The 25,547-nt window shown below is 55.0% G+C and carries 21 protein-coding genes and 1 pseudogene; 14 read left to right on the top strand and 8 right to left on the bottom strand.

Going from position 1 to position 25,547, the window contains the following annotated elements; genetic code table 11:
• Positions 1-79 precede the first annotated feature (79 nt).
• Positions 80-3,490 (top strand): TonB-dependent receptor domain-containing protein, encoded by a 3,411-nt coding sequence (locus AC1RM7_RS18870; RefSeq protein ID WP_162244592.1) that lies wholly within the window; start codon positions 80-82, stop codon positions 3,488-3,490.
• 227 nt (positions 3,491-3,717) lie between these two features.
• Here AC1RM7_RS18870 and AC1RM7_RS18865 read toward each other — a convergent pair whose 3' ends face one another.
• Entirely contained in the window at positions 3,718-3,993 is a 276-nt protein-coding gene (locus AC1RM7_RS18865; protein ID WP_056296639.1) for a helix-turn-helix domain-containing protein, read from the bottom strand.
• Positions 3,994-4,209: 216 nt separating this feature from the next.
• Between AC1RM7_RS18865 and AC1RM7_RS18860 the strand changes: the two genes are divergently transcribed.
• A complete protein-coding gene (locus AC1RM7_RS18860) occupies positions 4,210-4,779 on the top strand; it encodes a hypothetical protein (protein ID WP_056296636.1) in 570 nt (189 codons plus the stop codon).
• A gap of 153 nt (positions 4,780-4,932) precedes the next feature.
• Here AC1RM7_RS18860 and terL read toward each other — a convergent pair whose 3' ends face one another.
• From terL to AC1RM7_RS18835, 5 genes and pseudogenes are all read right to left on the bottom strand, one after another.
• Entirely contained in the window at positions 4,933-6,327 is a 1,395-nt protein-coding gene (terL, locus tag AC1RM7_RS18855) for a phage terminase large subunit (RefSeq protein WP_492838830.1), read from the bottom strand.
• Positions 6,324-6,758 carry a DUF5681 domain-containing protein gene (locus AC1RM7_RS18850; protein ID WP_235101436.1) on the bottom strand — a complete coding sequence of 145 codons (435 nt, stop codon included), beginning with the start codon at positions 6,756-6,758 and terminating at the stop codon, positions 6,324-6,326. The genes terL and AC1RM7_RS18850 overlap by 4 nt, the downstream gene beginning before the upstream one ends.
• 2 nt (positions 6,759-6,760) lie before the next feature.
• Positions 6,761-8,089 (bottom strand): site-specific DNA-methyltransferase, encoded by a 1,329-nt coding sequence (locus AC1RM7_RS18845; RefSeq protein ID WP_082512607.1) that lies wholly within the window; start codon positions 8,087-8,089, stop codon positions 6,761-6,763.
• Between the two features lie 108 nt (positions 8,090-8,197).
• Positions 8,198-8,905 (bottom strand): hypothetical protein, encoded by a 708-nt coding sequence (locus tag AC1RM7_RS18840; protein ID WP_082512524.1) that lies wholly within the window; start codon positions 8,903-8,905, stop codon positions 8,198-8,200.
• Positions 8,906-9,036: 131 nt separating this feature from the next.
• Positions 9,037-9,331, bottom strand: a pseudogene (locus AC1RM7_RS18835) (alpha-hydroxy-acid oxidizing protein); the annotation flags it as partial.
• Between the two features lie 709 nt (positions 9,332-10,040).
• On the opposite strand from AC1RM7_RS18835, the gene AC1RM7_RS18830 reads away from it, so the two are divergent.
• The 3 genes from AC1RM7_RS18830 (at position 10,041) to AC1RM7_RS18820 (ending at position 13,689) form a co-directional block, all read left to right on the top strand.
• The gene (locus tag AC1RM7_RS18830) at positions 10,041-11,672 is read left to right on the top strand and encodes a flavin-containing monooxygenase (RefSeq protein WP_235101435.1); all 1,632 of its coding nucleotides are present in this window, start codon (positions 10,041-10,043) and stop codon (positions 11,670-11,672) included.
• Between the two features lie 153 nt (positions 11,673-11,825).
• On the top strand, positions 11,826-12,593 hold the full coding sequence (locus AC1RM7_RS18825) for an SDR family NAD(P)-dependent oxidoreductase (RefSeq protein ID WP_056296622.1): 768 nt from the start codon (positions 11,826-11,828) through the stop codon (positions 12,591-12,593).
• A gap of 4 nt (positions 12,594-12,597) precedes the next feature.
• Positions 12,598-13,689 carry a zinc-binding dehydrogenase gene (locus tag AC1RM7_RS18820; protein WP_056298716.1) on the top strand — a complete coding sequence of 364 codons (1,092 nt, stop codon included), beginning with the start codon at positions 12,598-12,600 and terminating at the stop codon, positions 13,687-13,689.
• A gap of 72 nt (positions 13,690-13,761) precedes the next feature.
• Here AC1RM7_RS18820 and AC1RM7_RS18815 read toward each other — a convergent pair whose 3' ends face one another.
• The gene (locus AC1RM7_RS18815) at positions 13,762-14,556 is read right to left on the bottom strand and encodes an SDR family NAD(P)-dependent oxidoreductase (RefSeq protein ID WP_056296619.1); all 795 of its coding nucleotides are present in this window, start codon (positions 14,554-14,556) and stop codon (positions 13,762-13,764) included.
• Positions 14,557-14,931: 375 nt separating this feature from the next.
• Between AC1RM7_RS18815 and AC1RM7_RS18810 the strand changes: the two genes are divergently transcribed.
• From AC1RM7_RS18810 to AC1RM7_RS18775, 8 genes are all read left to right on the top strand, one after another.
• Positions 14,932-16,224: an ABC transporter substrate-binding protein gene (locus AC1RM7_RS18810; protein WP_056296618.1), complete on the top strand. Its 1,293-nt coding sequence runs from the start codon at positions 14,932-14,934 to the stop codon at positions 16,222-16,224.
• A 51-nt stretch (positions 16,225-16,275) separates the two neighbouring features.
• Positions 16,276-17,154, top strand: a complete 879-nt coding sequence (locus tag AC1RM7_RS18805; RefSeq protein ID WP_056296615.1) for a branched-chain amino acid ABC transporter permease — start codon at positions 16,276-16,278, stop codon at positions 17,152-17,154.
• On the top strand, positions 17,154-18,170 hold the full coding sequence (locus AC1RM7_RS18800; protein WP_056296614.1) for a branched-chain amino acid ABC transporter permease: 1,017 nt from the start codon (positions 17,154-17,156) through the stop codon (positions 18,168-18,170). The genes AC1RM7_RS18805 and AC1RM7_RS18800 overlap by 1 nt, the downstream gene beginning before the upstream one ends.
• The gene (locus AC1RM7_RS18795; protein WP_244487248.1) at positions 18,170-18,937 is read left to right on the top strand and encodes an ABC transporter ATP-binding protein; all 768 of its coding nucleotides are present in this window, start codon (positions 18,170-18,172) and stop codon (positions 18,935-18,937) included. Before AC1RM7_RS18800 ends, AC1RM7_RS18795 begins: the two co-directional genes overlap by 1 nt.
• Positions 18,934-19,644, top strand: a complete 711-nt coding sequence (locus AC1RM7_RS18790; RefSeq protein WP_056296612.1) for an ABC transporter ATP-binding protein — start codon at positions 18,934-18,936, stop codon at positions 19,642-19,644. The genes AC1RM7_RS18795 and AC1RM7_RS18790 overlap by 4 nt, the downstream gene beginning before the upstream one ends.
• 37 nt (positions 19,645-19,681) lie before the next feature.
• Positions 19,682-20,656 carry an alpha/beta hydrolase gene (locus tag AC1RM7_RS18785; protein ID WP_162244591.1) on the top strand — a complete coding sequence of 325 codons (975 nt, stop codon included), beginning with the start codon at positions 19,682-19,684 and terminating at the stop codon, positions 20,654-20,656.
• 5 nt (positions 20,657-20,661) lie between these two features.
• Positions 20,662-21,753, top strand: a complete 1,092-nt coding sequence (locus AC1RM7_RS18780) for an alpha/beta fold hydrolase (protein ID WP_200941184.1) — start codon at positions 20,662-20,664, stop codon at positions 21,751-21,753.
• Between the two features lie 62 nt (positions 21,754-21,815).
• Positions 21,816-22,745: a LysR family transcriptional regulator gene (locus AC1RM7_RS18775; RefSeq protein ID WP_056296606.1), complete on the top strand. Its 930-nt coding sequence runs from the start codon at positions 21,816-21,818 to the stop codon at positions 22,743-22,745.
• A 1,171-nt stretch (positions 22,746-23,916) separates the two neighbouring features.
• Here AC1RM7_RS18775 and AC1RM7_RS18770 read toward each other — a convergent pair.
• Positions 23,917-24,252, bottom strand: coding sequence for a hypothetical protein (locus AC1RM7_RS18770; RefSeq protein WP_425991824.1), 336 nt, complete (start codon positions 24,250-24,252; stop codon positions 23,917-23,919).
• A 269-nt stretch (positions 24,253-24,521) separates the two neighbouring features.
• Here AC1RM7_RS18770 and AC1RM7_RS18765 point away from each other — a divergent pair, with 269 nt between their 5' ends.
• Positions 24,522-25,547 (top strand): hypothetical protein, encoded by a 1,026-nt coding sequence (locus AC1RM7_RS18765; RefSeq protein WP_492838839.1) that lies wholly within the window; start codon positions 24,522-24,524, stop codon positions 25,545-25,547.

The raw sequence follows: 25,547 nt of genomic DNA, 5'->3' as shown, positions 1-25,547 counted from the left end.
AGTGGACTGAGGTTCGATGACGACGATCAAAAAGAGAGCGGATATCGCTCGGAGAAGCATCCCGGTTACGGTGCTGTTGATGGCATTCGCAGCAGTGCCGCAAGCGGTTGCGCAAACCGGTACTCAGCTGCGCGGAGCGCAGGCGGATCGCAGCTTCGCCTTCAATATTCCCTCGAAATCTTTGCTTGCTGCGCTTGCCGATTTTACAGCCGCAACGAACATTCAGGTCATCCGGCCCAGTTCTGAGGCTGTCACCGGCAAGTCGTCACCAGTATCCGGCAATCTCAGTGCAAATGCTGCACTTGGCAGGATTCTGGCTGGCACCGGGCTGACCTATCGCTTCACCAACGCCCGGACGGTGACGATTCAGCGATCCCAGGGTGAGACGTCAAATTTTGCGGTGTCCGATGGTTCGGTCGTGCTTGATCCGGTTGACGTATCGAGCGTAGGCGCTACGGCCGCCGATGCGCCGTATCTGACGCCGGGATCGGTGTCGAACATTTCCCGCCAGGAGTTGGATCGCATACCTCCGATATCGACGAGCGATGTTTTCCGCACGACGCCTGGCGTCATTTCGGCGGGAGGCCGCTCGGGCGTGTCCATCAATCCGAACATCCGTGGATTGCAGGGAATGGGGCGCGTCAATACGACCGTGGATGGCGCGAGGCAAACATCGAGCTCATACCGCGGTTACAGCGGCACCCGCGACGAGGTGTTCGTCGACCCGGACATGATCGGCGGCGTTGATATTTCCAAAGGTCCGAGCGACGGCGTAGGCACCGGCACCATCGGCGGTGCAATCAATTTTCGCACGCTTGAGGCCAGGGACATCGTCAAGGAAGGCAACGACTCGGGCATTCGTCTCAAGGCCAGCACAGGTTCGAACACGGTGACGCCCCGCGCTCCGGTTCAGTCGCCTGCGTCGGTCATCAACATGGCCAGCGAGGCACGCCCGGGTTTTCTCAATGGCGATATGTTTTCGGGAAATGTTGCCGTTGCATCTATCAAGGAACACTACGAGTTCGTCGCAGCGTATTCGAAACGCCAGCAAGGCAACTATTTCGTGGGCACGAATGTTCCGCCCGGCATTGTTTTCAGAAGGGGCGACTTCACATGGGACAGCAATAACGCCAATGCCCGCGTCCCGGCCGGGGGCGAAGCATTCAACACCTCGGAAAACGCCGACTCGTTTCTGGCAAAGGGCAAGATCAAATGGGGCGATGGGCAATCGCTCGAACTGAGCTATCTTTATTTCGGATCGATCTACGGAGAAATCAGCGAGTTCAACATCGCGCCATCCGGATTGCTGGATAATTACGGTCAAGTTGCGCTTCTGCGAACCCGTGTCGATACTTACACGGCCAAATACCGGCATAATCCATCTGACAATCCCTACCTCAATTTTCGCGCGAACCTGTGGTTCACCGATCTGAAGACTGATTTCAACACTGCTTTGCGAGGTGTTCGCACCCTTGGCGGCGATATCGGCAATGCATCGACATTCGCCACCCCGCTGGGTGAATTGGTCTGGGACAACGGCACCGAGATCGTCCGTGAAAGTGCGTTCGCCGATCAATATCCCACAACGATCACGGGAGCTGGCGGATGGATGACACTCGGCCCGACAGGCGAGCGGCTGTTGAGCGGCACGTTCAGCAAGGCGGCTCTCAAGCCGGTCGATTGGCTGACTGTGTCGGCGGGGGGCCGCTTCGATTATTACGATTCAGAGGGCGGGGGGTATCTTGCGAAATATCCTGAACGGTCCGGAAGCCGCTTCAGCCCCAATGCGGGCATCGTGCTGAGTCCCCTGGAAGGGCTCCAATTCTATGGACAATACAAGGAGGGCTACCGCCCTCCCAGCTTGCGCGAAAGCCACTGGCACTACGAAGGCCTTTTGGTCAACAATCCCAATCTGCGCCCCGAGATATCCAAGAACAAGGAAGTCGGCGTCAACCTGCTGCGCAAGGACGTATTCACAACCGGCGACAAGCTGCGCGCTAAACTGTCTTTCTTCGATAATCATTATGACGACTACATTTTCCGCGGCCTTCGCTCGTCGAGGGGCGGCCAGAATGTCTATCACTGGATCAACATGGACAGCGCCAACTATCGCGGGTTCGAGGTTTCCGGCGGATACGATGCTGGCGTGGCCTTCGTAGAAGGCGCCTACACGAACTATGATCGTGTCGAATATTGTCCGACTCCGACCACGTGCTCGGGACCGTCTGGTCTTAGAACGAACATCGGAGCCCCCCTCCAGACGCCGCAGCAGGCCGATTACGCCACGAACTATATCCCGCCGACCACATCGGGCAGTGTCACCGCGGGCGTGCGTCTTTTCGATCAGAGCATGACCATCGGCGGCAGGATGCACTTTGCATCGACCCGCTTTGGAAGCGTCTGGAATGGAGGCAGGGGCCAGATCGGCTACACGATGTCGCCTCCCGGCTATACGGTCTACGATGCTTTCGCCAGCTATAAGTTTTCGGACGACAGTGTTTTCAATCTCAGCATCGAGAACATCACAGACGAATACTATTTTGGCGCGATGACCGCGCTAGGGATGCCGTCGCCCGGTCGAACCGCGCGGCTGTCGTATACAACCACGCTGGGCGGCGCGAGACTGGTGTTACCCGATGTGCATTTGGGGAATGCATCGCACGGTGCGCCCGGAAGCGACTGGACGGGTCTTTATGCCGGCGGTTATCTTGGATACGGGCTCGGCCATGTCAGCGGATTCACAACCGCTTTGAACGGTGCTGTCACCCCCGTCGCGGCGTCGGAGTCCGCGGATATCGACCTCAATAACGTCACCAAGGGTCTTCAGGTCGGATTCAACTATCAGTTCGCAAGCGGCCTTGTGATCGGCATGGAGGCCGAACATACCTGGCTGAAACATGGCGAAACGCAGAAATCTCTTGCGATCGAAGGTGGCGCGGCGCTCATGGCTGGCGGATGGATGCAGGCCAGCACGCAATACGGCATGGACTGGATGATGGCATTGCGCGGCCGGGCAGGATTTGCGTTCGACCGGCTACTTGTTTTTGGAACGGGTGGTGTCGCCTGGCTGAAGGAAACCCAGGAGCGAGCGCAGTTTCAATCCAATTTTTCCACTTTGGCCCAGCCCGGCGGAACGAGCACGAGCGGACCAGAATTCAGCGAACGGACTTCTGTCATGCGGCAGGGTTGGACCGCGGGCGGAGGCGTCGAATATGCGCTCCTCAACAACTGGTCGCTAAAGGGCGAGTACTCGTACTCAGATTTCGGCGAGGACAATTTTCTCTTTCCCAGAGCGCGAGCTGGCGTGACGCAGTCTTATCAATATCAGGAGATCGTCGATTACCGACCAAACCCTCGGGGCGGTCCGCCCATACCGGTTTACGGACCAATGATTACAGTTCCCGGGAGTTATAGCACGGTCAATGGCCGCAAGGCCTCCAACCGTCTGGATATGCACGCGTTCAAGATCGGACTGAATTATCGGTTTTGATGCAAATTTTATGAGGGTATCTGCGAGCTTGCACACGCCTAATTTGAATGAGCGATTGATTTGCCGAAAGGTGTTTTAGTTGGAGCGATGGTGACAATCGAGTTCATTGCTATTCTTCATTGCCGTAGAGGCGCGATGGCAGTCGAGCAGAAACGCAGCAATCTAGTGGCTCATATCAGTCGTTCCTGATCATAAAATGATCAGGAAACACACCGAACCTACCCGGTTTACCTGGCCGAACGCTTTGACGCGGCTTTGGGAGAGCCTTTACCGCCGACGTAATCCTTAAACAGCTTCACGGGATCGGCGCCGAGGGCGCGGGCGATGGCCGTGAACTCGATGATGTCAAGGCGGCGCTCGCCGTTCTCATATTTGGCGACAAAGGATTGCGGGCGGCCGAGCTTCTTGGCCAAGGCTAGCTGGCGGATGTCCGCCGCCTTCCGCGCTGCGACAAGCTGGTCGATTAGCCGGGCATATTCCGCAGATTTGAGGGTCTTTTGCATGCGCCGCCAGAGCCGTGAATCGGCGGCGCATAATTTGATCCCAGAAACGGATTATCCCAAAATAGGATTATATTAACGGAGACTCACCATAGTAGCGCCCGACAGTCGGAGGTGCCGTGGACTTCTGCGCGGCGGGAAGCGATGTGCTGAGCCACCCACGCCGAGCCATCCTAAAGCGGCGGAAGGGACGTCGAACGCAAACTTGGAGAAGGTCCCATGAATATCGCAATCAAGGCGGCCTTGGGCTGCGCGCTTGGATTCATTGTCGTCGGAGCTCTGGTTGGCGGTGGTCGAAGCGCGGCCCCGCCCGTGCCGAGCGTACCTCTGCCATCTGACCAGACACGGTTCATAATGGCGATTACCCAGGCGCGATCCAAATTCAACGCGGCTCCCAATGAACTGGCCGCGGGTGGGTTCCGCAATACAAGACAGCAGGCGATCTGCAGCGCATTGAACGGTCAGAGCGCATCAGGTTGGATCGGCAAAGTCGCTCATCTCTCCACCAATGGCGATGGCAAGGGCGTAATCACGCTTGAACTTGCGCCGGGTTTGCAAGTTTCAACATGGAACAACGCTATATCGGACTATTCTGATAAGACCCTGATTGATCCGGATACGCAGTTCTTTAAATCTCTCGCCGCCATGAAACGCGGTGACACGGTGCGGTTTTCAGGAGGGTTCTTTCCCTCGAACGTGGATTGCGTGGGCGAACAGAGCGTAACCTTGGCAGGCTCGATGAAGAGCCCCGTCTTTACGATGCGGTTCTCATCAATCCGGAAGCTTTGATTACGGCAGTGGCGCTATATCTTTGCGCGCGCTGCTAGCTAATAGCTGTTTCCTCGACTCTGGCTTGTTTGAAGCGGTCGCCGAAGATCCGAACGGTCGAAGCTTTGAAATCTGACACGCGGGACACAGAGCTGTTGACCATTTCGGCGCGAGTCACCCTACCCAAGATAAAGTCGTATCATAGCCACCCTTGTATGAGAGTGCTTGGCTGAGGCTATCGACCTGATCATCGTGTTTGCCTTGCGGAAAAGTGAGAAGCTCGGCTTCGAGCTGAGCAAGGAATGGCGCTATCCGGGGAAACAGCACCAGCCCTGCTTCGAACTTGGCTTGATGCACGAACAGACGGCCCTGCTTATCCCGCTCGATGGGTACAGGTCTCACGCTGTAGATATCGCTTTGTTTAAGTTCCTGAGCCAGAGCGATCCCGGTTGATGCATCCTCGACCAGTATTTTGTGCGGATCGTATCGCTGCGCGAGCGCAATCGCCGTGGCGCGCAATTGAGGATACTCGTATCGCCCTCGCGTCACGTCCAGCAGATAAAAGTGCTTATCAACCAAAAGCCACGTGGTGCAGACCGACCAGTCATTCTGGCTGCCGACTTTTGCTGCAGTATCCCAGCTTTGAATGACTTTGGTTCGATATGTGCGCTCCGGCGGTTGATCATAGTATCGGATCCATTCGCGGTGGATCATCGCGCCGCCGTCAGGGACGGGCGACTGCTGATACTGGGCACTAAAAATGGCAGAGCCCATTTCAGTGCGGAGTTTTTCCAGTGTGGCGAGGGTCTCGTAGCGCGGATGGAGCGCTTCGCCGACCCGGCGCTTATGAAACTTGTCATCGCCGATCGGAATCGTCTCATCGGCCTCGGCGATCGCGGGTAAGCTCAGTACGGTCCAGTCCTTGGAATTATCAACGAGGAACCCTGTCAGGTCATGAAGGTGAACTCGTTGCATCACCAGAATAATGATGCCGGTCGCCTTGTTGTCGAGTCGCGACAGCAGAGTGTTTGTGAACCATTGATTGAGGGAATTACGCAGTGTGTCTGATTGCGCGTCGACCGGCTTCTGCGGGTCGTCAAGAATGATCATGTCGCCGCCAAGACCCGTCAGTGTGGCCGAAACGGAAGTCGAGCGACGAAAACCCCGCTTCGTGGTGAAAACGTCAGAATCGGCGATCCGATCGACACGCATGCTCGGAAACGCTTTGCGGTACCAATCAGATTTTACGATTGCCCGAAAATCTGCCGCATGCTTGGCCGAAAGATCGTTGCTGTAGCTAACGCCAAAAATCTTCATCCGTGGATCATGTCCGAGCAGGAAAGCCGGGAGTATCACCGACACCGTGAGCGACTTTAAGTATCGCGGTGGCATGTTGATGATCAGACGATTGACCTTGCCGTCTCGAATAAGCTGGAGCTGGTGAGCAATCGCCTTGATGTGCCAGTTCGGGATGTACTGAGCACCCGGATTGAGCATCAGAAAGCAACGGTGGAGGAAGCTCTCAAAGTCGCTGCGCAGGATGGAATCTAGAAGGTCTTGATCCTTCATCGCGCTTTCTCCTCTCTACCTAGCGAGGATTGGAAATTGCGTAGGTAGGCGTCGAGCACTGCCTTGTCGTCGCGACTTATCTCGGACTCGTTACCTCCGTCGGAAGTAATCGCGGCCAACTGATTTAACAGGAAGGTTGCGCTCTTGATATTGCCCTTTAAAGAGTCCTCCACCACCTTATGGAAGATGCCCTCCATGACTGTGATCTTGCGAGCCTTGCCATCCCGTCGCATTGTGATTTTGCTGTTGAGCAATTCGCGCAGGATAGTGTCACGGTTTTTGGCTCCCTTCGGGCGGCCTTTCGGATTGCCGCTTTGACCAGGCTTGAATCGACGGGAGCGAGGCGGTTTTCCGTAGCCGACGTCGTCATCGCTCGACTCCAGCCGCACACGTTTCCGGATGACCCGTTTGACTTTCGGTATCGATGCCATCATCAAATCCTTACGCGCTTGAGAGCAGGGGAGGCGGACCGCTCGGCGGCCACCTCGTCGAAGGTCTGGCCGGTGGCCAGCAGAATCGCGTCACGTTTGGTGAACTCCTGCCAGCGTCGGATGGCCACATCGACGTAGAGCGGGTCGATTTCAATGCCGTAGCCGCGCCGACCGACCTTTTCCGCGGCTAGAATGGTCGTGCCGGATCCCATGAAAGGATCGAGCACGATGTCGCCACGACGCGAACAGTCCCGCATTGCGTCGGCAACCAGGGCGACGGGCTTGACGGTCGGATGTACCGTCAATTCGGCAAGCCTGTCTTTGCGGAACGTATTGACGCCAGCGTACTCCCAGACGTTTGATCGGGAGCGGCCAAATTTGCCGAGTTCGATATTGTTCTGGTGGCGTCCGGTGCCGTTCTTGAATACAAGGATCAGCTCATGCTGGGAGCGGTAGAAACTGCCTTGCCCGGCATTGGTTTTGACCCAAGCGATGATATTCTTGAGCTCAGTGAAGGCATCTTCGCCGGCCGTAAGGCACTCACGAAGGTGCCGCCAATCCATGCAGCAGAAGACGATTGAACCGTCTTCTAAATAGCGAGCCGCTAAGCGCATCCAGCTGACAAGGAATTCCTTGAACTCGGCTCGGGACATCTCACCGGATGCGAAAGAAAACTCACGGTGCTTGATCTTGCCGCGCCCTTGAACCGAGCTAACTCGAACATTGTAAGGCGGATCGGAAAATACCATGAAGGCGCGGGCGGTGCCCATCAGCCTTTTGACATCCCCGGGTTCTCTCGAATCTCCACACAGCAGCCGATGTTTTGACAGCGTCCATAAGTCGCCAATTTGACTGACGGCCTTGGCTTCTACCTCTGGTACGACATCTGCAGGCTCACGTTCCGAATCGAGGTGATCGCTCATCAGGCTGTCGATCTCGGCAGCCTCAAAGCCGGATAGTTCGATATTGAGCTGACATTCGGGAAGCAGCACCGCGAGCTCGCCAAGCTCCGCCGCAAGAATTGGATAATCCCATCCCGCGTTCACCGAAATCTTGTTGTCCGCTATGGAGAGGAGGCGCTTCTTGGTGTCGCTTAGGCCCGACATGATTATTGTCGGTACTTCCTTCAGACCGAGCTCGAGCGCGGCGAGATAGCGGCCATAGCCGCAAATGATAACGCCGTCTTCGTCGATCAGGATCGGGTAGGTCCAACCGTAACAAAGGACTAGGTTTACGATCTGCCGAATTTGCTTCTTGGAGTGCGTTCTTGTCTTGCGTTTGGGCGCTCGCAATGAGCGTACAAGCGTCATGACGATGCGGTCGTGGGTCACAGTGAGCTCCATTCAAAACGAACGAAGCCACCAATATTCACATCATTTGCGCCGCGTCACTAAGCTCATCCAAGTTGAAATGTGGCTGAAAAGCGGTGTGCATTGAAGTCAAGATTTCGGTCTGCGTTTTGGCTTCCAAAATCCCGACAATGCTAGCGTGTCCGAAATCTTCTGTTCAGACGGAGATTTTTCATCCGGAAACAGCATCTCAAATTCTCCTTTGATATTCAGGAGTAAGAGGGGCTGTATCTCAATCTGAGCCAGTTTACCGAAGTCGATGAACTTTAATCCGCTCACGAACTTGCCGAATTCAACAGACTTGCCCCCAACATCAATAATCCGCTTGGCATCCTCCTCAGGCAATCCGTGACGGAAGGATCGATAGACGGCGCCTTCAATCTTGGCCACTGAAATGGCGGCATGGATGACTTTCTCATCTAAGGGGGTGAATTCATATGGAAGTCGAGCGGGTACAATCTCCACCGCGCGTAACGTGGTGCCATCTTGCAGCGTGACAACCGCATCATCTGACACCATACCTCCGTCTAACAAATCAGCAGCATACTCGCGGCGCTGGCCGGTCAAATTCTCAATTGCACGAAACATATTGCCTGATTGCAGGGGAATAAAAGCGCTCTCGTCGTGAAGCGACCTATATTCCAATACAACCAGATGAAAGTGCTTGCCGGTATTCAAATTCATTCGCCGAACATGCACCACGATTTGCGCACGCTCTGAAAGACCGTAGCTTTGCTCGACAATATAGATTGCCTCAGCGAGGGTTGTCGGTTTCCGTATCGGATCGTTTCTGGTCATGGAGGTGCTTCTAGTGAGCAATACAGACCGAAGGACAGGACTTCCTGTACTTTTAGCTGCCTTTTCATTTCTGCGCGAGCGAGATTCGCGGAATGAGCAGTTATGGAATCTTTATTCTTTATAGGCATGCGATGCATTGCAGCTGCCGCAACCGCCGCTCGCCGTCGTGGAAAACTCCTACGCGCTGTAGGTGAGCAGTAGAAGGGCAACGCTAACTTCTGGCCCATTACCGTCACGGATATGCCTACTTCGCTGACGCCTTGCAAGACATTGGAATGAAATCGCACTCTTCGAAGTTCTGCGTGTTGCGGCGCTGACTGATCTCATCATCGGCCGCCATCTATATAGTTGAAGGTCGTTCCGGGGCAGCCGCTGACGTGCAAGTTGTCGAAAGTCCTCAAAGTTCAAGCAATCATCCAAGCACATACATAATAAGTTGAAAAAATATCTGACCACGTTGCTGGGGGAGCAAAAGCTGTAAGAGTTTTGCTTGCGAGGTTATCCATATGGGAACATCTCAGAAAATCAATCAATCAACGCAGAGGATCGGTGCGCATTTACAATGCGCGCCTGCTGATCAGATTTCCTGAACATCAGAATCAGGCGATGTTGGTTTTCTACCATTTCTCTCTCTCATATTATTTGCAGGCAACCCGGAGCGAGTTGCTCCAAGGTTTCTGAGAGGGCGTCATATGCAGGAATTGCTTCTCGCGATGGTGCGGGATGAAACGATTGCTAAATCACCCTTAGAGCAGGCACATCGCATCGATGCGCCCACGTGGTGAGACGGATATAATGCGCGACGTATCGGTGGACATCAAAGGTCCGTCCAATTGTATCGAGGCTGTACCCGAAGAAGCCTGGAGGAATGTGAGCGGCTCACTTGCCGAGTCTTCGAAGAATTTGGCGAGATCCATAAAGGTTTGGAAAGTGCCGCCTCTTGTTTCTTCTGTCGGACCACGGCGTCGTCAGTACTATCGCCGGGATCGCGATCTGCGGTGGACGATTTATCTGCATAAGCGACTGAGGGGCATCGGCGTTCAGCCGAGAGCGCTTCGCTACGCATTTTAATTCGACGGTCCAAAATGGCGTTGATGCCGACCAAAATTACGATGACGCAGGGTAGACAACGAGCATGACAAATTCTGAACCGATTGTTCTTGATGCGCTGGTGCTGGGCGGCGGCTTTGGGGGCATACATATGCTCCATCAACTGCGCGAAATGGGATTGACGGTAGTTGCGCTCGAGGCCGGGACCGGGGTGGGAGGCGCGTGGTACTGGAATCGCTATCCTGGAGCCCGATGCGATATTGAGAGTCTCGTTTATTGTTACTCCTTCTCGCCCATCATCGACGACGAATGGAGCTGGACTGAACGCTATGCGACGCAGCCGGAAATCGTTCGTTACATAAATTTTGTCTGCGATCGGCTCGATCTTCGCAAGGATATTTGCTTCAACTCCCGCCTAGTCAAGGCGACGTTCGACGAAGAGGCCGGGTTCTGGACGTTACATACCGAGAACGGCGATGTCTATCGTGCGCGGCATTTCGTTTCCTCGGCGGGCCCCATCTCGGAGCCTATCTGGCCTGACATTCCTGGTCGCGAGAAGTTCAAGGGAGAAATCTACCATACAGCGAAGTGGCCTCAGCAAGAGCCGGATTTCAGAGGCAAGAGGGTGGGAGTTATCGGCACGGGATCGTCCGGAACCCAACTCATTCCTCTTGTCGCAGAGCAGGCCAAACACCTGACAGTATTCGTCAGAACGCCGAACTTTTATGCCAACGCCAACAATCGGCCGCTGACCGATTCCGATCAGGCATGGTGGATGCAAAACAGGACAAGAATTCGCGAGCGGCTGCGGACGTCGGAAATCGTAGGTTCAGGTGATGTCTTCATGAATGAAGAGATGCTTGCAACGCGACTTCGCAAGGGTGACGAATACAGCGAGAATGAGCGGCGCGAAATTCTTGAGAAGCGATGGCAGTTTGGTGGGGCGACGATGCCTCGCGCGTTCGTCGATATTTTGACCAATCATGAACTGAATGACGAAATTTCCGGTTTTCTGCGCGCAAAGATTGCGCACATTATCAAAGACCCTGCAACGGCCGAGATCATGACGCCGCGCAACATCTATTTTGGAACCAAGCGGATCTGTGTAGGCACAAATTTCTACGAGACATTCAATCGCCCCAACGTCACGGCTGTCGGCGTCAAGAAAACGCCCATCGAACGGTTCTCGGAAAAAGGACTCGTCGTTGATGGCAAGGAACATGAGTTCGATGTCATTATCTGCGCCTCTGGTTTTGATGCGCTAACGGGTGCGTTGACCGTTATCGACATCCATGGCGTCGATGGGAAAACCATCAAGGATGTCTGGTCAAAGGGATCCGACACCTACTTGGGTATCGGCGTTGCGGGGTTTCCAAACCTCCATCTCATCGGCGGACCTGGAAGTCCTTCCGTCCTGGTAAATGTCGTTATGGCGAATGAATATCAGGTCGGATGGATATCGCGGTGCATCAAGTACATGCGGGACCACGGGTTGACTCGTGTTGATGTTGATCCTGACTATCAGGCGAAATGGTCGCAAACCGTGAAGGATGTTATCCAGGGAACGGTGCTTGTCAGCGCCGACAGTTGGTACGTCGGCACGAACGTACCAGGCAAGGCCAAGGGCATCTTGGCCTATGCGGGAGGTATGGTGAACTACAAGCAAGCCTGCGATGCAGCGGCAGAGCGGAAGTACGAGGGATTCGTATTTTCCTGACGGCCTGCATTCGCGACACTAATGAATGCGGTTCACTGGTGGTTACGAATTGGGGCGGTCAGCATGATCGCTGCGTGTGCCAGTTTTCCAATCAACGTATTTGAATAACCGTCGTGCTGATAACGAAATGCGCGATGGCGTCGGGGGATATAAATGGATTTGGGTATCAAGGGACGTGTTGCGCTGATCACAGGTGGCGCAAGGGGATTAGGACTCGCCGAAGCCGAAGCATTAGCTACAGAAGGTGTCTCCATAGCTGTTAACGATGTTGATTGTGACGCAGCTGACCAAGCGGTTTCGCGTTTGAAGGAATTAGGCGTCAATGCGGCTGCGTTTATCGGCGATGCGGCCGATGAGGCTGTGGTCGTCAATTTGACGAAGCAGGTTGTTGGCGAACTCGGGCGTCTCGATATTCTGGTCAACAATGCCGGCATCGGCGCGCGTCCTTCGTATCGCGTCCAAGATATGCCAGCGGACGCCTGGGATCGAATGGTTCATATCCATATGCGAAGCACGTTCTTATGGACGCGCGAGGCGATACCCGCCATGAGGTCGCAGGGATGGGGGCGCATCATCAACACGTCATCGATGAACTATACGGGTGGCGGGCGAGCGGGTGTGTCCCACTATGTAGCCGCCAAGGCTGGTATCGCCGGTTTCACGCGGACGGTGGCCAAGGAGGTTGGCTCCTTTGGGATCACCTCTAACGCCATTGCGCCGGGATACGTGGAAACCGATCTCATTGGCGGCTTCACTTCAGAAATGCTCGCGGTCGTACGGGAGCAAAACCCGCTGCGGAGGCTATGCTCACCGCGTGAGATCGGGAGCGCCGTCGCGTTTCTGGCCTCGAGCAATAGTGGATTCATCAACGGCGAGTTGCTTTGTATCGATGGCGGACGGCGCGAATTTTATTGGGGCTAGCAGCATGCGTGGCGCAGTCTCGGAGAAACCGGGCGAACCCCTCGAAATCCGCGAATTGAGGCTCGCCAATCTCGCCTCAGACGATGTGATCGTACGCATACAAGCGACCAGCCTCTGTCATACAGACCTGGAAGCGGTTGACGGGCACCTCGATACGCCACTGCCATTCGTTCCCGGTCACGAAGCAGCGGGGATAGTGGAATGGACCGGATCATCCGTTTATCGGCTGTCAGTGGGTGATCATGTCGCTCTTTCCTGGAATCCGCATTGCGGGCATTGCTATTTCTGTTCCCATGAGCAGTTCATACTGTGCGAGCAGTATCGAGCGAATGGGGTCCGTTCGATGCACTTTGACGGTAAGGCGCGGATTTTCGACGGCAAACAGCCCGTTCATCAGTTGATGTACGCCGGCACTTTTGCGGAACTGGCAGTTGTCACTGAAGACTGCGCTGTCAGGATCCCGAAGAGCATGCCTTTCCACGTTGCCTGTCTGATCGGTTGTGGAGTAGCGACCGGGATTGGAGCGGTCAGCAATATAGCACGGGTTCAGCCTCGCAGCAGCGTTACCATCATCGGATGCGGTGCGGTCGGACTCTCGGCTATCCAAGGCGCACGTCTTGCCCAGGCGGAGACGATCATCGCGATTGATAGAGATGTGCGGAAGCTTCATATGGCGAAACGCCTTGGAGCCACGCACACTCTCCCTGTAGATGAGAACCTGATCCAGTCCCATGCCGCTCTCACGTGTGGGCGTGGCGCGGACTATGTTTTCGAAGCAGCCGGCAATGAAAGAGGATTCCAGACCAGCTTGGAGATCGTAAGGCCAGGAGGGCAGGTGGTCTGGCTCGGTAAGGTCGCACAGCAGCAGCTGGTAAGTTTTCGTTGGGGGTCGCTGATGGGTGAAAAGAATATCGTACGATCAAGTTATGGTGGAAGCCGGGCGCAGGAGTTCTTCCCTTCGCTTGCAGAAAAATACTTGAGCGGTGACCTTCTGTTGGATGATTACGTGACTAGCCGCATCTCTCTTGGTGAAGTCAACGCCGCTCTCGATCGGTTGCGAAAAGGACTCGATATTCGATCGGTTATCGAATTCTAATGTTTGAGTCCTTCCCGCAGTTTGTGGAGCCGGGATGGGGGCTATTTTCCTTATCCCGGCCACACAGCACGGTCAGAACGTGTTGACCTCACCCGACCCACCGTATGCCGACCATCCGCCGTCTACGAATAGCTCTGCGCCGGTGATGTAGGAGGCCCAGTCGGAAAGCAAAAATGCGGCTGCCTGAGCAATTTCTTCAGGTCGCGCCATGCGTCCCAATGGTGTTCTGTTCACGATGCGCATCACGTCAGTTGCACCGCTATTGATGATACCTTGAGCCATCGGTGTGAGAACATATCCCGGGCCAATCGCATTGACACGAATTCCCGATTTGCCCCACTCCGTTGCGAAAGACCGGGCGAGATGGCCGACGGCGGCCTTGGATGTGCCGTAGGCACTGCGCCGTGGCTGCCCGTTATAGCCTGCGATGGATGTTACAACGACCATAGCGCCCGAACCCTGAACTTCCATGTGCCGTGCGGCGAGGCTGCAGACAAGCTGGGTTCCGCGCACATTCACGTCCATCACACGTTGCCAGATATTAATGTCCTGCTCTGTCGCTTTGCCGATATGATGGATGCCCGCACAGTGGAAAAGCCCATCCAGGCCGCCAAGCTCGGCAACTGTTTCGCTGATTAGCCTTTCCGCCTGATCAGGGACAGAGACGTCAGCGGCGACATGGGCCCGGGCTCCAGTTTCTGCGGCGGCTTCCACTATTGCATCGGCTTTGACGTCCGAAAGACAAACGTTTGCTCCGAGATCGGTAAAGATTTTACAAGCAGCTTTTCCGATGCCGCTTGCGCCGCCGGTAACGAGTATTCGCTTTCCGGACAGTCCGAATGATGGTCCTGATGAAATTCCTTGCATGTCCTTGAATCCCTTTGCAGAACAAGTCCGTCTCTGACGGATTGCCCTGTCCGTTTTCTGGCGTGAACTGATTTGCCACGCCCTCCCAGGCAATCATAAGCCTTGCGATGGCGGTTCGGCCTAATTTCGGTTGATGTTGATCGTCAGCGAAGGTGAATGACTGGGATGACAGACGTGGCGGGGGCGTCTTCTTCCCTTCATCAGTTTTTCTGAAGTCAGGAGTCAGGCGATCTTGCTACCCTTTCATCTTTTGCTTCCCTACCTTGTACCTCAGATCACAAGCGCCGAAGAGACCGCTCTGAACCTGAAGTCAGGCCAGGAGCGGCCGAGAGAGCATCATGGTCCGGGTGGAAATTCCGATCTGGGGAGAGAAATATGCGCGATATTAAATTTTCCGCGAACCGCAGGCGTGCAATTAAGGCCGCTGGCGCGACCGCAGCTTTGGGCGTTTACGGTTTATTGGGTGCGCCGGCGATCGCGCAGACCACTCCGTTGCGAATAGGAATTCTTGCTCCTCGCGGAGGTATGGCTGGAACGGCCGGGGAGGGGGGAATTCGCGCTGTCGAGTGGTCTGTGGAGCAGCTGAATGCGGCCGACGGAATCGGAGGCCGGAAGGTCGAGCTCGTCTTTCAGGAAGAAACGACGCCAAAGGAAACCATCGACCGTTATCGAAAGCTGGTGTTGCAGGACAAGGTCGATGCCGTCCACGGCATAATCTCCTCCGCTGTGAGTCTCGCACTGGCGCCTGCAGCTGAGCAGTCGAAGATGCTGACGATGTTGTGGGATGGCACGACACAGGACGGCGTCAAGGAGATGATGCCCAATCCGCAGTATGTTTTCCGCTCCATCGACAATGAAGTCGATGCCGTAATGGCGTCGCTGCTCGCGATCCGGCATTTCAAAGGCAAATTTGCACGGATCGCTGGTATCAATCCCGACTATACGTACGGCCGTAACACCTGGACAACATTTACCGCGCTTCTCAAGAAGTTCGGTATTGAGCACACCGTTGTTGCCGAGCAATGGATAAAGCCCGGAACGATGGATCTAACATCCAACGTGGCGGCTTTGAAGGCGGCGGCGCCGGATTTGATCTTCACTTCGATGGTATTTGCCGATTTGCCTGTGTTCATGCGTCAGGCCCACAATATGGGACTAACGGATGGCGTAAAGTTTGTCATGCCGGCGGCGGGGTGGCAGCAAACCTCGCTCAAGAAGGAGTTCACGCCTGAGAACATCGTATTCGGTCACAGCACATTGTACTTCGCCAACCCGGCAGCTTCCCCACTGCAAAAAAGCTTTGTGAAGTGGTACTTTGATAAATACACAGACTATCCCCATTGGGAATGTGACCGCGCGTACTACTGCCTTCATCTGTATAAGGCAGCCGTCGAGAAGGCGATGGCGGCGAAGTCCGGATCGTGGCCGACGTCCCTTGAGATCGCGGAGGCCATGCCTGGTCTCACGGTGGAATCACTAGGTGGTCCTGCCTCCATGCGGCGCGATCACATTTCCGATCAGATCATTTTCCAGGGTCTTACGACTCATAAAAATGATTATGATTTCGTCACGCTCGCCACGACCGAGTCGATGTCGACGAAGGAAATTCAGAAGCCGCCCGGCGCGGATTTCTGGGAATGGCTGCAGACAGCTGACCTAAAAATCTAGTCGCGTACAGAGAAGGGGCGCCGACCGCATGTCGTGGCGGCGATATCATCTATGGCTACAGCGGCTAGCATACTAATCGCAGGGCTCTTTCACGGAGCCGCGCTTTTCTTGCTGACATCCGGACTGCAACTCAGTTTCGGTGTTCAAAGAATCGTCAATCTCGCATGCGGCTCGATATATGCCCTAGGTGCGTATCTGGGCGTATCCGTGACCACATGGGCGCTGGCGCAGGGGCTTCCGGTCCCGCTGTTTCCCCTTGTTTTGTTGGCGTCCGGGCTGGTGGCGGGATTGATAGGATTGCCACTGGAGCGTGTTTTGAGCACGATTTATCGTCGTCCTGAGTCATTCCAGTTGCTTTTGACTTTCTCGCTCATCCTGATTTTCCAGGATGTGCTTCGCTTCTTTTGGGGTGCGTATCCTCGCCAACTGCCGAACGTATCGATGGTCTACGGTTCGATCAACGTGGGTGGCGTGCAGATGCCTATGTACAATCTCTTTGTCATTCTTGCCGCCGTCGTTATCGGTGTGGGTCTGACGTGGTTCTTGAGTCATACGACTTCGGGGAAAGTATTGCGTGCTACCGCCGAGAATCGCGAGACGAGCGCCGCAATGGGAGTGAACGTTCGGCTGGTATATTTGCTGGTCTTCACATTAGGGACAACATTAAGCACGGTCGGTGGAGCGCTTGTTGTGCCGACGGCCGCGGCATCGCTACAAATGGGCGTCGAACTGGTCGTCGATGCATTTGCGGTCATAGTCATTGGCGGTCTCGGCAGCATGAAAGGCGCCGCAGTAGGTGCGGTTATCGTTGGTCTGATCCGCGCCGCAGCACTCTTCATCTATCCTGAAGTCGATATCCTGGCGACCTACGCGGTCGTGCTGATCGTTTTGATCTGGTGGCCGACCGGCCTATTTGGAAAGGCGTTGTAATGAAGCAAACCGCATCAGCGCTGGATATGTCGGTGGAATCGGACGGTACCCGCAGTCGATCCGGAATCACCGTGAAGGTGATGTTGTTTGTCGCCGTCGTGGCGCTTGCCGCGGCGCCTCACGTTACGAATATCTATTACGTCAGCCTCGGTATCCCGTTCATGGCATACGCAGTTGCCTTGCTCGGGTTCAACCTGCTGTTTGGATATGGCGGCCAATTGTCTTTCGGTCACGCGCTGTTTCTGGCCATCGGCGCATATTCGTCTGCTTTGGCAGTTCGGCTCACCGGCAACGCGGCATTCGAATTGATGCTGCTGTTCGCCGTGGCGGCTGCGTTAGCGATCTCCATCCCGTTGGCATGGATCGCAAGCCGGTTCTCCGGCATTTTTTTCGGCATGCTGACGCTTTCGTTTGGCATGCTATTCTATTCGTTCCTCAACAAATTTTATGATTTGACGGGCGGGGACAGCGGAATGAATGTTCCGCAGCCATCGCTTCTTGGCATCGACTTCTCGCAAGTTGACAAGATGGGATTTCTGACAGGCCCGTTCTACTATTATTGCCTGGCTTTGCTGATCGTGAGTGCGTGGATTATGTGGCGTATAGTCCGATCGCCTTACGGGCTACATCTTCAGGCCTCACGCGATAATGAAGTGAAAGCAAGTTATCTCGGAGTGAAGGTTCGCCAAGTACGCGCGGTCGCCTTTGTCATCTCCGCGATCTATGGTTCCGTTGGGGGTGCGATGCTTGCGATAAGCACCGGGCTCGCCGATCCCGAACTATCGTACTGGCAGCAATCCGGTCATCTCGTTTTCATGGCGATTCTTGGTGGCTATCAGGAGCTCATAGGACCTATCGCAGGAGCTTTGATATTCATTCTGCTTCAGGACGAGTTACAGGCTGCCACCCAGTATTGGCGATTTTTTCTGGGCGTCGTGCTGGCGCTGCTCGTGATCGGAATGCCGGGAGGTCTTTTGGGTACTGCGAAGCAGATTCTGGCCAGATGGAGGCGTTGATGTCCAGTGACCATCTGCTCGTCGCGCAGAACATCTCCAAATCGTACGGGAGTTTCGTCGCCATGCAGGGCGTCGATCTCAATCTGGCTAACGGCGAGTTTGTGTCCGTGGTCGGACCAAATGGTGCTGGCAAGACGACGCTCGTCAATGTTCTCACTGGATTGCATTCACCCACGGAGGGGAGCGTGCGATTTATGGGGCGCGACATAGCGGGACTTAGTCCCGTAGATCTTTCGACGCGAGGTCTCGCGCGCGCGTTTCAGCTGGTGAGCGTATTTCCCGATCTCACCGTAAGGCAAGCGCTCACCGTCGCATCCTGCTCACGTCTTGGTTTGCGATGGAAAATGTTCGCGGACGCTTCGCGCTATCGTGAAGTGCGAGAAGCCGTCGCGGCGATTGCCGCAGCATTTCGACTGACAGATTCGCTTGAAAGTTCTGCAAATTCGTTGCCGCATGGCAAGCGTAAGTTGCTTGACGTTGCTAGCGCTTTTGCATTGCGTCCGAAAGTAATTCTGCTGGACGAGCCAACGGCTGGCGTTTCAACGGCTGACAAGCATGGTGTGATGGAAACTTTGTTGTCTGCTGCGAGCCAGATGGGAATTGGTGCAATTCTCCTGATTGAGCATGATATGGATCTCGTGCGGCGTTATTCGTCCCGGATCATTGCCATGCAGGGCGGACGAAAGATCGCTGATCTACCTACTGAGAAGTTCTTTGCTGATGAAGCCGTTCTCTCTGTCGTGATCGGCAAGGAGGCACATGCATGACGCTTCAAATCGAGGGGCTGAATGTATCGATCATGAGAAACCGCGTACTGCACGGTGTCTCACTGCGTGTGTCTCCTGGAGAGTTGGTGTGTCTTGTCGGGCGCAATGGCGCGGGGAAGACTACCACGTTCAGGGCGATCATGGGATTCGAAGCGATCGGAGGTGGGCAAATCTTGTGGCGCGGTAAAGATTTGAACAAGCTCGCGACGCACCGCATTGCTGCGGCCGGACTAGGCTACACGCCGGAGGGTAGCGATGTGTTCGGAGATCTGACCGTTGAGGATAATATCGCGTTGCCGACCTGGACACGCAAATCAACCAAATCGGCGGATGAGCGGATCGAAGCGGCCTACGCGATATTTCCGAAGCTGAGATCATATGCGCACCGGGGAGGGCAGCAGCTATCCGGGGGGGAGCGCAAAATGGTTTCAATCGCCCGCGCACTTGCGCTGGATCCCGAGCTTCTTTTACTGGATGAAGCATTTGAAGGTCTTTCGCCCGCGATCTTGCCTACCATCAGCAATGGCCTGCGAAGCATTCTTGACCAGGGTCGCTCCGTATTGCTCGCTGAGTCGAACTTTTACCACCTGCCTCGTTTTGCGGACCGGCTCTACGTGATCGAACGTGGAGCGATTATTTTCGAGGGGACGCGGGAGCAAGTGGAGGCCGATGGGGCAACTATGAAAGTGATAAAGGGAGTTGAGTAGCCGGATGGAACATCCACCGCAGCCCACTCTTGACTCGTTGGCAGAGATCGACCGGTTACTCGCACCAAATGTTGTGCCGGTTATTGAAGCCATCCGTGCCGCGAACCAGTCAACGATGGATCCGGCGACTTTGCCACTCGCCGAGGCTCGTGCCCGGTATGAGGACGTTCAAAGGGGATGGCGGCCGACGCTTCCCTCCGACGTCGCTATCGAACGCTTTTCTATCCCGTGCGCACCGTCGGATCTGTCCGCGGTAAGGATAGTTCCGGCTCAGACCAGAGAGTTGGTGGGCCAAATGCTCTATCTGCACGGCGGCGGATGGGTGTTCGGATCGATAGATACTCATCTTTCTCCCATGGCTCACCTCGCCGCGCGAACCGGATTGGAAGTGATTGGAATCAACTATCGGCTTGCTCCCGAATTTCCGTTTCCGGATGCTTTGAACGATTCCCTGGCGGCATGGCGCTCACTATCTTCGACGTGGCCGGGCGCGCCTTCGCTGCGATTTATCGGGGGCGATTCTGTGGGAGCGAACCTCGCGGTAGGGCTGATGCTCAGCTTGCGAAACGCCGGATCGACGCTGCCGGACGCGGCCCTGCTATTTTACGGTGCCTATGCGGCCGACGAGGAGACGCTGTCTCATCGCACATTCGGCGATGGAAGCTACGGACTCTCCAGCAGCCGCATGGCATGGTTTCGGAAGCTGTATCTCGAGCGTTCGCTCCCGCCAGTTGCGGTCACCGATCCCCTTGTGGCTCCGCTGCACGCGGATCTTCGAGGTTTGCCTCCTCTCTTTGTGTTGTCCGCGCAGTGTGATGTTCTGTGCACCGAAGGCGATCTGTTTGCACAACGAGCGAAAGAAGCTGGTGTCTCGGTCCAGGATTCGATTCAGCCGGGTCTTATCCACGGCTTCCTTCAGATGGTGGGAATCGTACCTGAGGTCATGACTGCTATAGATGAGGCAGCTGCATTTGTGCGTTCGCAGCGGCGAGCGCCTAGTCATTCCGGTTGACGCGCGTGAGCGATCTTGCTGAGGCGTTACTCACGGTCTCTGCTGTTCAACCTTTGCGGCATCCGCCTTTTCAGCTCGGATGGGTCGACGCACCGCATTACTCGGTCAGCCTTGGTGACTTCCCGCTGGATTCCGGCGGTGTTATCGAGGATTTCTCGATATCTTTTGCCGTGCACGGTGATTCGCGCGACGACCGGCTGCCGATCGCACTTGCATTATGTGCGATTGGAAGCACGCACCATAGAATGGATTTTATGATTGGCACCGGGCAGGCACTCGACCCCTCCCGTCTGCGCATACTTGCTATTGACGCAATCGGAAATGGTCTGACGACGTCACCCTCCACATCGCGTAGCCAGCCCGGATATTTGTTCCCGCAATTTACAATTGGCGACATGGTGCGCAGCCAAGCGTCTCTGGTGAAGCGGCTGGGTATTGAAAAACTTGATCTCGTTGCCGGTGCATCGATGGGCGGTATGCAATCGCTCGCTTGGGGTGTCATGTATCCGGAGGCTATGCGTCGGATCGTGGCTCTGACCCCTATGGCGAAAACGACACCCTGGGCCCGCCTCGTAAATCTATTGGCGCGCTCGACATTGGAGCGGGGGATGTGCCACGAATTGGGTGGCGAGCCGGCCACCGATCCCTGGTATGATTGGGTACCTCTCATGCTCGCCCTGTCGATGCGCACTCCGAGTCAATTCGATGCCGAGATTCTGGATTTCTGTCGAAGCCCGGGAAAATCTGATCCCTGCCCATGGCTTGACCTCCGAAGATCTTGGTGGCGATCCCAGGGCTTCGAGTCGATAGACTGGATCTATCAGTCAAGAGCTTACGACCTTCATGATGTGGGGAAACTGGGTTCATTCAACGGAGACACGGTCGCTGCCCTGAACTCAGTGCGTGCCCCGACCTTTATAGCTGCGCCGTCGTTGGATCTTTATAATCCAGCAGATGCAGCGGTTTGGGCGTCGCGCCATATTCCGGAATGCCATTACATGGAGATCAACAGCGTGTATGGCCACATGGCCGCGAGTGGCCTTGATCAAAGCGCATCTCGTGCTTTGAATGATGCTGTCGCCAGATTCATAGCGTAGAATCTCGCGCGATAGAGCGCCCATAGAACGAGGCGTGAAAGTTTCAAGGGTGGAGGATCTGAATGGATATCCGTCTCATACACTATTTTATGAGTGTCTATGAGGAGCGCAGCTTTGTTAAGGCTGCTGAGCGCATGCATGTCGTGCCATCGGCCCTAAGCATGCAGATTCGCAATCTCGAAGAAGAACTGGGCACGTCCGTATTCGACCGGACAAAAAAGGGCGTTGAGGCGACTGTAGCTGGGCGGCGATTCTATGAACTTTGTCAGCCGATAGCTCGTACCCTGGCTTTCGCAAAGCAGGAGATGCGCGACCTGGTTCAGGGCAATAGCGTATCCGGTTCACTTCGCGTGGGGATGCCTTCGGCAACCAGCTTCGGGATCCTTGGCGACTTGCTGCAAGAATTCACAAGTTTGTATCCTAACGTTGATCTGACCGTCGTTGAAGCATTTAGCCGCTATGTCACCGAACAAGTACAATCCGGCTTTCTCGATGTCGCGCTGGGTGCGCTGCCTGTCGATCATAGCGGATTAGCCTGTAGGCCAGCTTATCGAGATCACTTTGTGCTGATCTCGGGACGACCTATCAACGGTCCCCAATTCAGTCCCATTGATCTGTCGGCAATGAAAGAACTCAAACTTGTCGTGCCGTCAGAGCGTCATTTAATGGGCGCAACCCTGCTTGACTACATCACTGGTGGTCAAATCGTTGCAAGCCGCGTCATGAAGGTGGACGGGTTTGTGGGAACTATCGAGAGTATCAGGCGCTCAGATTGGGGCGCAGTATGTCAGGCTATCGGTGTCATGCAGTACCTGGACAGAAAGGATCTATTTATTTATCCGATCTTTAAGCCAGTCATGCATCTTGAGTCGTATTTCTTACATCATCCTAGTCGCCCACTGACGTTAGCGGCGCGCTGCTTTGTCGAAATGCTCGAACGAAGATTGCTCGATGTATGTACCGCATGGGAGAGGATTTATTGTTGGAAATAAAACGGCGCTAAGTCTCGTTTGTTTTCCTTCACAAGCCGTCTTTCACCATAGGCTCTGTACTACGAAGACGAATCTCAGAGGCTGCGCAGAAACTCGTGTCGGCGTAAGCTTGATGCGAAAACAGCAACTCCGGGAACGGCATGCCGAGGCCGTTCACACGTCATTACTTCCATCGCTGCTACCGCCTAGAGTGTTGGAAAGCCGCTGGCTGAGCTTGGAATACAAGTTCAGAATGGGCTAGCTCAGTCGTCAGCAAGTGTTCGCCGTCATCACCCTTGAGACAAAATGAGGCTTCACGAAGAGAGGGTTTCTAATTCATCGTAGCCGCAAGGAGCGAGGAGGAAGCAGAAGTCCTTACTCGGCAAAGCGCCCGCAATGCAGGCACTGACTTTAAACTTCGGACCTGGCGTAAACCTTCCCGCTCCAGCAGAGGTCAAGTTACCAGACAGAAATGGAAAGGAATTTGCGGAAGGCGGTTGCGTGACGTGTCATGGGCTTCACCGTGTCGTTGCTGCGAAGCGATCGCCGCAGGAGTGGAGAAGTGTCGTTCATCGGATGGTTTTTCTGGGTTCCGCACTCCCGGACGATGACGTTGCCGCTGCGATGGATTACTTAAACGTCAATTACGGTTCCCCAGAGGCCACTTCTCTAGGGCAGAGGCCTTAATGACGCGCCGCTAGCGTGAACATGCACGGCCTATATCAGTGATCTAATGTATGTTCGCGAGGGGCTGCATTGAGCGCGGGCTAGATCATAGGCCGCCACCGTCGGGCGTGCCTACTCGGATTTCAGGAATACCGTACGTTCACGCAGAATATCAGCCGCGTTTCGATTTATCAGACGCTTGTCGCGGCAGCTCGGTGCCGTGGAAAATGCGCTATTAGGCTATATAGCATATCCCTGTTAGCGTCCGCACTTTCCCTGATGTCTTGAAGATATTTCCCTGTTAGTTCCGTAAGCGATTGTTCAAGAAGTACCTGCGGCGCAGTCGTTTTACTTGGAATTTTGGCTTGTCAAAATCAGTGATTGCAAATTTTCCTTGTAAAATTCCCTGTTTGCAGGGAATTGACGCAGAGACTGGTGCTATTAGCACTGTATCGCCAGCCAGCCAGTCCGGCTTTTGGAGAATACTATTTTTCTGAGGCAGAAATGCCCGCAAATGGCGGGCTTTTCATGCGTTACGAGTCTCTGTGGAGACTAATGTTCGTGCCAATTCTTCCAAATATTCCCGAAAGTCTCCATGTATCTGTTGAAGAATTCCCGTTTTCTCGAGATTCGCCTCAGAGACCGGAGAATAAAACCACTGTGTGATGACGGGGCAGTCTGTCTCGGACGTATTCAACAAAAAGGCGAGCAGCACGAGCGCGCGCTGAATGCGTTCGACAAGCGTCAGCTTGTTCTCTCCATCTGCAACCATGACACCGGCACGTTGTGTTGCTCCGGATATCAATGGGTGTCGCTGCGCTAAATGCGAGAGACTCTTGCCATCCAGCGCGAACTTTTCCATCGATTTTGATCGAGCTAATAGGATGCCTGATATCGCAGCCGATTTTCCATGCTGGACTTTTGGCAAGAATTTTGGTGGGCCGCGTGTGTTGCAGCCCGAGCTCTTTTAGTTTTTGCAATGAGTTGGGCGGGGTAGCACTACGAGCCGCAACTTTTGTGTTCAAAGGGAACTCAGAAGCCGTTCTTCTCTTGTTCACCGCTCGCGAGTCGTGCAGAATCGATGGATATCATTTCTTGGTTGTAAGCACTTTTGTTTTTGAATGATGCAGCATGGTTATTCGGCGTATTGCCACATTTCTTGGGCGGCGAGGTAAGAAGCGTCCCGCCACCACCCGCGAGTCCGGCCCGCCCCCTGCACCGAATGCGGCACCGATTGTGCCGCAGCGCGCCGGGCCGCCACTTATTATTTGGGAATCCGAGCTTCGCGCCATTGCGATTGAGACCGCCGCTTGGTCCATCGAAACCGGCGGAGACCTCTTTGGTCGCTGGCAAGGCACGCCCATCGTTTTCCTCGCCACGAAGGCCGGCCCCAACGCGCAACGAAGCAATGCGCATTTCCGACTTGATGTAGATTATCTGCGGAAGCTGAGTGGCCCCCTCGCGGAGGATTGGGCGCTTCGATACTTCGGCGACTGGCATTCGCATCACCGGCTCGGGCTCCTCGAACCGAGCTCAGGGGACCGCCGTCGCATTCGGCAGCTCGGGCAGCGAAACCAGTTTCCGGGAATGGTGGAGATAATCGTCACAACGGAGGGATCGGAAAACGCACCGATCATTCGTATCCATCCCTGGTTCTACGACCTGTCTTCCGCAGAGGGGCCAGTTGCCATGAACGTGACGGTTCTGGCTGGATGCAGTCCCATTCGCCAAGCACTTCTGACGCGCAATGCCTTCCCCGAACAGGAACTGAAAGCGTGGGAGCAGGTGTCGCTCGACCGGCTGCGCATTGGACGCGATGGCAATCCCCCAACCACCGACAAGGCACCTGAAATTGACGCCACCACGCGCGACCGAACACTTACGCATTTAGCTGAAGCGCTGACGAACGCTAGCGGTGAGCCGATTGAACAACACAAGACCGCGTTCGGACAAATTCTCGTTGCGAAGCTGGTGCAGCAACAGCACCTCGCGTTCGCCATCGATGCCAAATGGCCGATGATTGTGCTGGAAGTTCACCAGATTAATCGAACCGACGGCACGACCGAAGTGCTCAGCACGCCCGACGGTCTTCTGGCCTCCGACATTGCGGGAGTGATCAGCGCGTTTCACGCCACTAAATTGCGTTCGGGGGTATGA

The organism is Afipia sp. GW822-FHT03D08 (genome assembly GCF_058801645.1).
The sequence above is the reverse complement of the archived record's forward strand: the minus strand, read 5'-3'. Positions and strand labels throughout refer to the sequence as shown.